Annotated in this window: 7 protein-coding genes and 1 pseudogene; 6 read left to right on the forward strand and 2 right to left on the reverse strand. The window is 52.3% G+C overall.

The window, feature by feature from the left end:
* Positions 1-172: 172 nt before the first annotated feature.
* Positions 173-664: a hypothetical protein gene (locus tag A8F97_RS20815; RefSeq protein WP_014701742.1), complete on the reverse strand. Its 492-nt coding sequence runs from the start codon at positions 662-664 to the stop codon at positions 173-175.
* 83 nt (positions 665-747) lie between these two features.
* Complete coding sequence (locus A8F97_RS20820; RefSeq protein WP_014701741.1) at positions 748-2,466, reverse strand: sensor histidine kinase; 1,719 nt, start codon at positions 2,464-2,466, stop codon at positions 748-750.
* A 384-nt stretch (positions 2,467-2,850) separates the two neighbouring features.
* On the opposite strand from A8F97_RS20820, the gene glgB reads away from it, so the two are divergent.
* The 6 genes and pseudogenes from glgB to A8F97_RS25330 all read left to right on the forward strand — a co-directional run.
* Positions 2,851-5,028 carry a 1,4-alpha-glucan branching enzyme gene (gene glgB, locus A8F97_RS20825; RefSeq protein ID WP_033072242.1) on the forward strand — a complete coding sequence of 726 codons (2,178 nt, stop codon included), beginning with the start codon at positions 2,851-2,853 and terminating at the stop codon, positions 5,026-5,028.
* The gene (gene glgX / locus A8F97_RS20830; RefSeq protein ID WP_033072241.1) at positions 5,029-7,005 is read left to right on the forward strand and encodes a glycogen debranching protein GlgX; all 1,977 of its coding nucleotides are present in this window, start codon (positions 5,029-5,031) and stop codon (positions 7,003-7,005) included.
* 35 nt (positions 7,006-7,040) lie between these two features.
* Entirely contained in the window at positions 7,041-8,318 is a 1,278-nt protein-coding gene (glgC, locus tag A8F97_RS20835; RefSeq protein ID WP_014701738.1) for a glucose-1-phosphate adenylyltransferase, read from the forward strand.
* Between the two features lie 28 nt (positions 8,319-8,346).
* On the forward strand, positions 8,347-9,786 hold the full coding sequence (glgA, locus tag A8F97_RS20840) for a glycogen synthase GlgA (protein WP_033072240.1): 1,440 nt from the start codon (positions 8,347-8,349) through the stop codon (positions 9,784-9,786).
* Positions 9,787-9,861: 75 nt separating this feature from the next.
* Positions 9,862-12,309, forward strand: coding sequence for a glycogen phosphorylase (gene glgP, locus A8F97_RS20845; protein WP_014701736.1), 2,448 nt, complete (start codon positions 9,862-9,864; stop codon positions 12,307-12,309).
* Positions 12,310-12,982: 673 nt separating this feature from the next.
* Positions 12,983-13,066 (forward strand): annotated as a pseudogene (locus tag A8F97_RS25330) (glycogen/starch/alpha-glucan phosphorylase); the annotation flags it as partial.
* Positions 13,067-13,078 lie beyond the last annotated feature (12 nt).

Consider the following 13,078-nt stretch of genomic DNA (forward strand, 5'->3'; position numbering starts at 1 on the left):
CTGCTGCTTTTCTGGCGCGACATCGGTTGGTGTTGCGCCAGTTTCATACTCAGGTTACATCGAGAACATAAACGAATGAATACCAACAGTGAATAAGAGATGGCGTAGACAACGCTGGCTATTCTTGGCAGGTTTCATTGATGTCTGGACTACTGGTTTGCAGCTAACACTTTCAGCAAAGCACCAGACCTCTTTGTTGCAGACACTGATTCAGTTGATCCACTTTATCTTTATTCGTCGTGATGCAGATAAGGCGTGAGTTTTCATGTAAATAAACTTCGCCGTTCTGAAGTAATCCGACTTCAAGCAACTGCAATTCGGCTTGTTGTAGCTGCTGCTGTAACACCGGCAGGAAAAAACCGGATGCAGCATAAAAGAACTCTTCAGGAGTGATGTCTCCGATTGGAAAACCCTGTTCGTCAAACAAACTGTCCACCGATAAGGAGACCCCAGACTGCTTGATAGGCACTAGAGCACCCAGATCCCGAGGATCAAATTCTTTCCATTCAATATAACAAAGAAAATCTTCCCCCAATAAATCATCCAGCCAATAGATCTGCGCATATTCACCATGCGACTTATCTAATGCTGGCGTAATGATATCTCGTGCTGAAAATCCGGGCACTGCCTGTTCAAATGCAGCATAAAGTGCGGTATCGGTCATAACTGTTCCTTGTATTGTTAAACTTATTTTTCTCTGTCGTCATGGCATTCAACTATTCAACCCATAACGCCTTTATCTCTCCGTCACGCCACGCTATCCAGCTTTTCCAGTATCTGACGGGGGGAAATCAGCGGGACACGTACTTCGACCCGAGTGAATTTATCTGCCTCGCTGACCACCGTGATGCCATAGCGGTTGCCGTAGCGCGCTTTGATGCGACGGTCGACCAAATTCATGCCTAGCCCATCGCCACCGCTGCGGGGCTGATAGGTGCCCGCGTTATCTTCCACTGACAGTTCCAGCGTATTGGCATGCAGGCGTCCGCTGATGTGGATGTGCCCGCTTTCAATCATCTGTGAGATGCCGTGCTTAATCGCATTTTCGACAATCGGTTGCAGGGAAAATGCGGGCAATCGCGCTTCACGCAGCGCTTCCGGCAGCGAAATGTCTACCGTCAGGTGATCGGCAAAGCGTGCTTTTTCGATTTCGAGATAGGCATTAACGTGTTCTAGCTCGTCATTGAGCGACACTTCATCGTTACTGCGCTTAAGGTTTTTACGGAAAAATGTCGACAGAGACAGCACCAACTGACGAGCATGGTCAGGGTTGCGTCGTATCACGGCAGACAGCGTATTCAGTGCGTTGAACAGAAAATGCGGGTTGACCTGCGCATGCAGTAGCTTGATTTCTGACTGTGCCAGCAGTTGTTTCTGCTGTTCAAAGCGGCCTGTCAGGATCTGTGCGGAAAGCAGGTGGGCGATCCCTTCTCCCAGCGTGCGGTTAATGCTGGAAAATAGCTTGTTTTTAGGTTCATAAAGCTTGATCGTGCCGACAACGCGCTGATCTTCGCCGCGAAGTGGGATCACCAACGTGGAGCCCAGCTTGCAGTGCGATGAAATCGAACAAGTGTAAGACACCTCGTTACCATCGGCGTACACCACCTGGTTATTGTCTATTGCCCGGCGCGTGTGTGATGACGTAATGGGGGCACCGACATTATGGTGGTCATCGCCCAGCCCGATGAATGCCAGTAATTTGTCGCGATCGGTAATTGCCACGGCACCGACACCCAGCTCTTCATACAAAATACGGGCAACGCGCATACTGTTTTGTGGGTTGAACCCTTGACGCAGCGCCCCTTCGGCGCGGGCAGCGATTTGCAGCGCCTTGGCGGAAAATGCAGAGGTGTATTTTTCAAAAATGGCGCGCCGGTCGAGCAGGATACGCATGAACATGGCAGAACCGATGGTATTGGTGATCATCATCGGTAGTGCAATGTCCCTCACCAGTTCAGCGGCGTTATCAAATGGGCGGGCGACCAGCAGAATAATCGCCATTTGCAGTATCTCCGCAACCAGTGCGGTCAATCCGACGACGAGGGGCTTAAAGAGCAAATCGATACGATTGCGGCGTGCCAGATAGCGATGCAGCAGTCCGCCAAGCAGACCTTCGGCAATGGTCGATAGCATACAGGCCAGCGCAGTCATACCCCCCATCGAATAGCGGTGTAATCCGCCCGTTAACCCGACGAGAAAGCCCACGGAAGGACCGCCGAGCATGCCACCGAGCACCGCACCCGTTGCGCGGGTGTTGGCAATAGAATCGTCTATATGCAGCCCGAAATAGGTTCCCATAATGCAAAATACGGAAAAAACCAGATAGCAGACTAACTTGTGTGGCAGGCGAATGGTGACCTGCATCAGCGGGATAAACAGCGGTGTTTTACTGAGTAAATAAGCGATTACCAGATAAACACACATCTGCTGTAACAGGGAAAGAATCAGATCAATCTGGCTAACCATGGGTAGGGTCTCGTCATACACAATCTTCAACGTACACAATCCACCGAATTGTACTGCTTTTTGCCAGCGGGCGAATCGATCTTTAAACAAAAGATGCTAATAGTCCTGTGTCATAACTTATTCGTATAAATATAAACGGAAAAATCTCATCAGTTCTCAGATATTTTTTCGTTCTTTGACTACGCTAAATGAAGGGGTGTCGCGCGAGAACCCTTTCATAGTATTCATTATTTTTACATGTCGCCGTTATTCGTTAGCAAGCTAATAACTCATTATTTTTATTGAGTTTTATCGAAAATAAAGTTTGGGGAAAATATAAGCGGCACATAACGTTTTATATCGCTTATTTATTTAATTCAAATGGTTAATCAAAGGATGAATACCATGTCAGCGTTTTCTGATGCGATTAATTCACTTATTTCCGGTCATTATGCCGATCCATTTTCGCTGTTAGGTATGCATCATTCCTCCGACGGTCTTGAAGTTCGCGCATTGCTGCCGGATGCGCAGGCAGCGTGGGTTGTGGATGCCAGTAACGGGCGAAAAATCATTGAGCTGGAACGTGTAGATGAGCGCGGTTTTTTTTGTGGTCTGGTGCCGCGCCGGAAAAATGCTTTTCACTATCAATTGGCTGTGACCTGGCGTGAAGAAACCTGGGTGATTGAAGATCCTTACCGATTTGGCCCGCTATTGCAGGATATGGACATTTGGCTGTTGGCCGAAGGTACCCACCTGCGACCTTACGAGCGGTTAGGCGCACATCTGGAAACGTTGGATGGGGTAGAAGGCACGCGCTTTGCCGTTTGGGCACCCAATGCGCAGCGCGTTTCGGTGGTGGGAGAATTCAACTTTTGGGATGGCCGCCGGCACCCGATGCGGCTACGCAGGGAAAATGGCATTTGGGAGCTGTTTCTGCCCGATGTAAAAGCAGGGCAGCTCTACAAATATGAAATGATCGACAGCCACGGTAGCGTCCGGCTGAAGGCCGATCCTTACGCTTTTGAAGCGCAGATGCGCCCGGATACCGCATCACTGATTACGCCACTGCCTGAGAAAGTCCCGACCAACGAGGCCCGTCGTGAGGCGAATGGCCTGCGCTCTCCTATCTCTATTTATGAAGTCCACCTCGGTTCCTGGCGGCGGCATACAGATAACAATTTCTGGCTGAGCTATCAGGAGTTGGCGAACCAACTGATTGATTATGTGCAGTACATGGGCTTCACGCACGTTGAGTTGATGCCGATTAACGAACATCCGTTCGATGGCAGTTGGGGCTATCAGCCGCTGGGATTGTATGCGCCAACGCGCCGCTTCGGCACTGCGCCGGAATTCAGAGCGTTTGTTGATGCGCTCCATGATGCGGGTATCAACGTCCTGCTGGACTGGGTACCGGGGCATTTCCCCGGTGATGAATACGGTCTGGCTCAGTTTGACGGCACCGCGCTGTATGAATACGCCGATCCGCGCGAAGGCTATCATCAGGATTGGAACACGCTGATTTACAACTATGGCCGCCACGAGGTGCGTAATTACCTGGCGGGTAATGCGCTGTTCTGGATGGAGCGCTACGGTATCGACGGGCTGCGGGTGGATGCAGTGGCTTCGATGATTTACCGCGACTACAGCCGCAGCGAAGGCGAGTGGGTGCCGAACCATTATGGCGGTAAAGAGAACCTCGAAGCCATCGCGTTCCTGCGTTACACCAACCACATGCTGGGTCATGCGGCACCTGCGGCCATCACACTTGCTGAAGAGTCCACCGATTATCCGGGCGTCACGCTGCCGCCGGACTGCAACGGCTTAGGGTTTCACTACAAGTGGAACATGGGCTGGATGCACGACACGCTGACCTATATGCAGCTCGATCCGGTTCACCGTAAACACCATCACGATTTGCTGACATTCGGCATGTTGTACGCCTATAGCGAGAATTTCGTGCTGCCGCTGTCTCACGACGAAGTCGTGCACGGCAAACGTTCACTGTTGGATCGTATGCCCGGTGATGTCTGGCAGAAATTTGCCAATTTACGCGCCTATTACGGTTTTATGTGGGCCTATCCCGGCAAAAAGCTGCTGTTTATGGGCGGTGAATTTGCACAAGGGCGTGAGTGGAATCACGACGCCAGTCTGGATTGGCACCTGCTGGATGAACCAGAAGGGTGGCACCGTGGCGTGCAGGCGCTGGTGCGCGATCTTAACCATTACTATCGCCAGCAGCCGTCGCTGTATCAACTGGATTTTCAGCCACAGGGCTTTGAATGGCTGGTGGTGGACGATCGGGAAAACTCGGTTTTTGCCTTTGTCCGGCGTGATGAGCAGGGCAACGAAGTACTGGTGGTCAGCAACTTTACGCCAGTGCCACGCTACGGCTATCGGATTGGCATTAACCAGCCCGGCGGCTGGCGCGAAGTCATGAACACCGATTCTGTTCACTATAACGGTAGCGATCAGGGTAACGTTGGGACGATTTACAGCGAAGAGTGGGGCAGCCATCAGCGCCAGCACTCTCTTGTTCTGACCATTCCGCCGCTTGCCACACTGTATCTGGTGAAGGAGGCGTAAATGGCGGAATTGCAGACGGGCAAGCCGACGCCGCTGGGGGCCAGTTTTGATGGACGGGGCGTGAATTTCGCGCTGTTTTCGGCGGATGCCGAGCGGGTAGAACTGTGTGTGTTTGATGAACGTCAGCAGGAACAACGGATCGCGCTGACCGCGCGCAGCGGCGATATTTGGCACGGCTATCTTCCCGATGCGCAGCCCGGCTTACGCTACGGTTTCCGGGTCGATGGGCCGTTCGAACCGTCACAGGGTTTACGCTTCAACCCGCACAAGTTGCTATTAGATCCGTGTGCCCGCCAGCTTGATGGCTGGGTGGTGGATGACGCTAGCCTGCAAGGCGGAATTGACCAGAGGGATGAACGCGACAGCGCTGAGATTATGGCGAAGTGCGTCGTCACGGCAGAGGATTACGACTGGCAGGATGACCAACATCCGCGAACGTCCTGGAATCAGACGGTAATTTATGAGGCGCACGTTCGCGGGTTGACGCAACTGCACCCTGATATTCCCGAAGATATTCGCGGTAGCTATGCGGCGCTGGGGCATCCGGTGATGATTGACTATCTGACGTCGCTGGGCATCACGGCGCTGGAACTGCTTCCGGTGCAGCAGCATGCCGATGAACCGCGGCTTCAGCAATTGGGGTTGCGTAACTACTGGGGCTATAACGTACTGCTGCCGTTTGCGGTGGATAACAGCCTGGCTGCAGGTGGCGATGCGCTGAATGAATTTCGTGATGCAGTGAAAGCGCTGCACCACGCGGGGATCGAAGTCATTCTGGATGTGGTGTTCAACCACAGTGCCGAATTGGACGTTGAAGGGCCCACGCTGTGCCAGCGCGGTATCGACAACCGCAGCTATTACTGGCTGAGTGACAGCGGCGAATACCACAACTGGACCGGCTGCGGCAATGTGCTGCGCCTGAACCATCCTGCGGTGATTGACTGGGTGATGGACTGTCTGCGTTTCTGGCGCGAGGTCTGCCACGTTGACGGTTTTCGTTTCGATCTGGCAACAGTGCTGGGGCGTACTCCCGATTTTACTGCCGCTGCGCCGCTGCTGTCTGCCATGAAAAACGATAGCCGCTTACAGGGTTGCAAGCTGATCGCCGAGCCTTGGGATATCGGGCATGGCGGCTATCAACTGGGTCAGTTTCCGACACCGTTTGCCGAGTGGAGCGACCGCTATCGTGACGACATGCGCCGCTTTTGGCTGCATGGTGACATTTCTCTCGGCGCATTTGCCCGCCGCTTTGCGGCTTCCAGCGACATCTTCCAGCAGCGCGACCGCCTGCCTTACGCCTCTATCAACAAACTGACGGCCCATGACGGTTTTACGCTGCGCGATCTGGTGAGTTTCAACCACAAGCACAACGACGCTAACGGTGAGGGTAACCGCGACGGCACAGACAGTAACTTCAGCAATAACCACGGTATGGAAGGGCTGGAAGCGGATGATGACATCCGTCAACGTCGGCTGGCTAGCCAGAAGGCGCTGCTGACGACGCTGATTCTGTCGCAGGGTACGCCAATGCTGTTGGCGGGCGATGAACTGGGGCACAGCCAACGGGGCAACAACAACGCCTACTGCCAAGACAATGAATTGACCTGGCTGCACTGGGAAAACGCGGATCGCGCCTTGCACGAATTTGTCGCCGGGTTGATCCAACTGCGCCGCACGATCCCGGCATTACAGCAGGAAACATGGTGGCAAGAAGGGGACGACGCGGTGCAGTGGCTGAACCGAGAAGGGCAGCCTTTGACGCCGCAGCAGTGGGAGCAAGGGGAGCATCAGCTACAGATTTTACTTTCCGGTCATTGGCTTGTGCTGGTTAACGCCAGCCTGCATGCCGGCACGTTCATGTTGCCAGAAGGCCACTGGCAGGTTTCACCGCCGTTTGATGAGACGAATCCGCCTGAGGGCGGAATGTGGCACGGACAAGCGCAGGCGGTAGGCGTCTTGATAAAGCAGACCGTCTAAGCGCAAGCCATTAAAAGAATAATCAGGAGATAGCCATGGTGAACAACGACAAGCATGACCCTCTGATGTTGGCAAGACAGCTCCCTTTGAAATCCGTGGCATTAATTTTGGCTGGCGGCCGTGGAACGCGACTGAAAGGGCTGACGGCATTGCGTGCCAAGCCTGCCGTCCATTTTGGCGGTAAATTTCGCATTATTGATTTCGCGCTCTCTAACTGCCTGAACTCCGGCATCCGCCGCATTGGCGTGATTACGCAATATCAGTCGCATACGCTGGTGCAGCACATTCAGCGCGGCTGGTCATTTCTGAATGCGGAAATGAATGAATTTGTCGATCTGCTTCCCGCACAGCAGCGCCATTCTACCGATCATTGGTATCGGGGAACGGCGGACGCGGTTTGTCAGAATCTCGACATTATTCGGCGCTACCGTGCTGAGTATGTGGTGATCCTCGCGGGCGATCACATCTACAAGATGGACTACTCACGTATGCTGATTGATCACGTGGAGAAGGGGGCGGAATGTACGGTCGCCTGCCTGCCCGTGCCGCTGGACGAAGCCAATGCCTTTGGCGTCATGAGCGTGGACAAACAGCATCGCATCCTCGATTTTGCCGAAAAACCAGATAACCCGACGCCGATGCCGGATAACCCGGATATGGCGCTCGCGAGCATGGGGATCTATGTTTTTAATGCGGACTATCTTTATCAATTACTAGAAGCGGATCGCAACGCGTCGGACTCTGCCCACGACTTTGGTCAGGATTTGATCCCGAAGATTGTCTCGCAGCGTCTGGCCTGGGCTCACCCTTTTACCCTGTCATGCGTCACGTCGGGTGAAGATGAGCACCAGTATTGGCGGGATGTCGGCACGCTGGAAGCCTACTGGCGCGCCAATCTCGATCTGGCGTCAGTGACGCCAGAGCTGGATGTGTACGATCGGCACTGGCCAATTCGTTCCGCGATTGAATCGCTGCCGCCAGCCAAATTTGTTCAGGACCGTTCTGGCAGCCATGGCATGACGATGAACTCGCTGGTGTCGGGGGGCTGCATCGTTTCCGGTTCGGTTGTTACGCATTCGGTGTTATTCCCGCGCGTGCGGGTCAATTCATTTTGCAGTATCGATTCGACGGTGATCCTGCCGGATGTCAACGTGGGGCGCTCCTGTCGTTTACGCCGTTGCGTGATTGACCGTGCCTGCCACCTGCCGGAAGGCATGGTGATTGGTGAAAATGCGGAAGAGGATAGCCGCCGTTTTTACCGGTCGGAAGAAGGGATCGTTCTGGTCACGCGATCGATGTTGGAAAAGCTGTAAACGCCATCGGCACAAAATGGGAGTCATAATGCGGGTCTTACATGTTTGTTCAGAGCTGTTTCCACTATTGAAAACCGGCGGTCTCGCGGATGTGGCAGGGGCGTTGCCCGGCGCGCAAATTGCGGCGGGGATGGATGTCCGCGTCATCCTGCCTGCCTTCCCCGATTTGAAGAAAGGGATCGCCGATATACAGGTTGTGCGTGAGCTGGATACGTTTGCCGGACATGTCACCTTACTGTTCGGCCATTTTAACGGCGTCGGTATTTATCTGATTGATGTGCCTGAGCTGTATGAACGTGCGGGTAGCCCTTATCACGACCCGGCGCTTTATGCTTATGCCGATAACTATCTGCGGTTTGCGCTGTTGGGGTGGATGGGGTGTGAAATGGCGTGCGGGCTGGACCACTATTGGCGGCCCGATATTGTGCATGCTCATGACTGGCACGCGGGGCTGACCTGCGCCTATTTGGCCGCTCGTAACCGTCCGGCGAAATCGGTCTTTACCGTTCACAACCTGGCTTATCAGGGGCTGTTTGATGCCCGACATATGGCAGATCTCCACTTGCCGAACGACTTCTTTCAGGTCTACGGGCTAGAGTTTTACGGCCAGATTTCTTACCTCAAGGCCGGTTTGTTCTACGCCGACCACATTACGACCGTGAGCCCGACCTACGCGCATGAGATTACGCTGCCAGCCTATGGCTATGGCATGGAAGGCTTGTTACAGGCGCGTGAAGAAGAGGGGCGGCTGTCTGGTATTCTCAATGGCGTAGACGAAACGATTTGGGATCCGGCGCATGATCCTTTGCTCACCAGCCATTACAGCCGCGATGTGCTGGCGAATAAAGCGGAAAACAAACGGCATCTGCAAACGGCGATGGGGCTGAAGGTCGATGACAAGGCTCCTATTTTCGCCATCGTTAGCCGTCTGACCAGCCAGAAAGGGCTCGACATTGCGTTAAGCGCGATACCGGATTTGCTGGAACAGGGTGGGCAAGTGGTGGTGTTGGGCGCAGGGGATGCCGATTTGCAGGAAGGTTTTCTGGCCGCCGCAGCCGAATATCACGGTCAGGTTGGCGTACAGATTGGTTATCACGAAGCCTTCTCGCACCGCATTATTGGCGGCGCGGATGTCATTATGGTGCCCAGCCGATTTGAGCCCTGTGGGTTAACGCAGCTCTATGGCCTGAAATATGGCACGTTGCCACTGGTGCGCCGAACCGGCGGGCTAGCAGATACGGTATCGGACTGTTCGCTGGAGAATCTGGCGGATGGTCTGGCAAGCGGGTTTGTCTTTAACGATTGCAGCGTGGGATCGCTATCCCGTGCGATTCGTCGTGTGTTCGTGTTGTGGTCCCGACCTATGCTATGGCGCTATGTGCAGCGTCAGGCGATGGCGATGGATTTTGGTTGGCAGGTTTCTGCTCAGGCTTATGGTGCGCTATATCAACGCTTGTATACCCATTAGTTTTCCTGCGGTGCGTCATCCGCGTGCAATCTGAAAACGACAGGGTAGGGTAACACTCACTTGGGAATGAATATTATGAACTCGCCGTTTATCTATACTTCACCAACGCTCAGTGTGGAAGCGCTGAAACACTCTATTGCTTACAAGCTCATGTTTAGCGTGGGAAAAGATCCCTCGATTGCGAATAAGCATGACTGGCTGAATGCTACGCTGTTGGCCGTGCGCGACCGGATGGTAGAACGTTGGCTGCGCTCGAACCGCGCACAGCTTTCGCAGGATGTCCGGCAGGTGTATTACCTGTCAATGGAGTTTCTACTGGGGAGGACGTTGTCGAACGCGCTGCTGGCGATGGGTTTGTATGAAGATCTGAAAGCGGCGCTGGATGGTATGGGGCTGGAACTGGACGATCTGCTACAGGAAGAAAATGACCCTGGCTTAGGGAACGGTGGCCTGGGGCGTCTGGCTGCCTGTTTCCTCGATTCGTTAGCGACGATGGCGCTGCCGGGGCGTGGCTACGGTATTCGCTACGAATACGGCATGTTCAAACAGAATATCGTTAACGGCAAGCAGGCGGAATCGCCGGACTACTGGTTGGAATACGGTAACGCGTGGGAATTCCCGCGCCATAGCACGCGTTACAAAGTGCGGTTTGGGGGACGTATCCAGCAGGAAGGCAGCAAGTTACGCTGGCTGGAAACGGAAGAGGTTATCGCGTGCGCCTACGACCAAATCATTCCCGGTTTCGATACCGATGCCACCAACACATTGCGTCTGTGGGGCGCGCAGGCCAGTAACGAAATCAATTTAGGTAAATTCAATCAGGGCGACTATTTTGCGGCGGTGGAAGATAAAAACCACTCGGAAAACGTGTCGCGCGTGTTGTATCCCGACGATTCCACCTACTCTGGCCGCGAGCTGCGTTTGCGTCAGGAATACTTTCTGGTTTCTGCCACGGTGCAGGACATCCTCAGTCGCCACTGGATGATGCATAAGACCTATGCCAATCTGGCGGAAAAATTTGCTATCCACCTGAACGACACGCATCCGGTGCTGGCGATCCCAGAGCTGATGCGCTTGCTGATCGATGAGCATAAATTCAAGTGGATCGAGGCGTGGACGGTAGTGAGGAAGGTCTTCTCCTACACCAACCACACGCTGATGCAGGAAGCGCTGGAAACCTGGCCGGTTGATATGCTGGGTAAAATCCTGCCGCGCCACCTGCAATTGATTTTCGAAATTAACGAACATTTTCTGGAGTATGTACAGAAAGAAGTTCCCGATGACAACGAACTGCTGGCGCGGGTTTCCATCATTGATGAAAACAACGGGCGTAAAATTCGGATGGCGTGGCTGGCGGTGATCGCCAGCCACAAAGTGAACGGCGTATCGGAACTGCATTCGGATCTGATGGTGCAGTCCCTGTTTGCCGACTTCGCTCGACTCTTCCCCAACCGCTTCTGTAATAAAACCAATGGCGTAACGCCGCGACGTTGGCTGGCGCTGGCCAACCCGTCGCTCTCTAAGCTGTTGGATGACACCATCGGGCAGACCTGGCGTACCGATCTGAGCCAATTGAGCGAATTGAAACAACACATCGATTATCCGGCGTTTGTGCAGAAAATCCGCAAGGTGAAGCTCAAGAACAAAGTACGTTTAGCGACCTACATGGCGGAAAACCTGAATATTGTGGTTAACCCCGAGTCATTGTTTGATGTACAGATTAAGCGTATTCACGAATACAAACGGCAACTGTTGAATGTGTTGCACATCATCACGCTCTATAACCGCATTAAGGACGATCCCGGCGTCGCGCGTGTTCCGCGTGTCGCGATCTTTGCGGGTAAGGCGGCATCGGCCTATTACATGGCGAAGCACATTATTAACTTGATCAACGATGTAGCGAAGGTGATCAACAACGATCCGGCACTGCACGATCGGCTGAAGGTCGTATTCATTCCGAACTACAGCGTGAGTCTGGCGCAGTTGATCATTCCGGCAGCGGATCTTTCTGAGCAGATCTCGCTGGCGGGAACGGAAGCGTCCGGGACCAGCAACATGAAATTTGCCCTGAACGGCGCGCTGACGATCGGCACGCTGGATGGGGCGAATGTCGAAATGCTGGAACATATTGGTGAAGAGAATATGTTTATCTTCGGTAACACGGCCGACCAGGTTGAAGCGCTACGTCAGAACGGCTATAACCCACGGCAATATTACGATCAGGACGAAGAGCTACGCCGCGTTCTGACGCAAATCACCACAGGCGCTTTTAGTCCTGATGATAGCCGCCGTTACAGCGATCTATTTGATTCACTGGTTAATTTTGGCGATTACTATCAGCTACTGGCAGACTATCGCAGCTATGTGGATACGCAGGATCGGGTTGACGAGTTGTATCAGAACAAGGACGAATGGGCGCGTAGCGCCATCCAGAATATTGCCAGCATGGGTTATTTCTCGTCTGACCGTACTATCGGCGAATATGCAGCAGATATTTGGAATATTAAACCGATACGGCTGTGATGAGGGAAGGGCTCTGCCATTGATGGCTAATTCTTAAAATAAACAGGCGTTCAATGAACGCCTGTTTATTATGGTTAGCATTTTTATCGGGGGTATGCGAATTTTCAATGATTCATCTTAATATTTTCTAATGGGTTCGCTATTCCACATGCTGGTCGTGTTTTTTATGCAGATATCTCAACGTCAACGAGCCAAAAATAGGAATGGTGAGCATAGTAATAAACATTAAAGATGAAAGCTCGTAATCAAAATCTATAGTTGCCATGATAAATAAAAAAATGATAATCGCCATCGCGCCGATGAAATATTTTTTAATTATGAAATGTAAACAAATAGATACAACCCCAATAAAGATGATGTAACCGGAGAACATAATCCAAGCTAAAAAATCCCAGCTATTAAAAAAATTCGTCTCACTATATCGATCGCCGAAAAATAAAACATATAAAAATGATAAAAAACACCAAAAAAAGGTAGGTAATAAAAAAATTTTAATAATAGATGATTTATTTATTCTCACTCCATTATTATCCGATTTTAAACATGTATTCCTGCTCATCATCATCCTTAATTGTATTATTCATAACATTAAAACCCATGTTTGTACTGTATCATCCCGATATATCCATACAACGTCAAGCTACGCGGGGGTTGGTTATGCCGTTGGACTGCTGCCAATATGGGTTATTTCTCGTCTGACCGCACCATCGGTGAATATGCAGAAGATATCTGGAATATCAAACCGACACGGTTGTGATGGCGTGTTGAT

The organism is Pectobacterium parmentieri (genome assembly GCF_001742145.1).
GTDB lineage: Bacteria > Pseudomonadota > Gammaproteobacteria > Enterobacterales > Enterobacteriaceae > Pectobacterium > Pectobacterium parmentieri.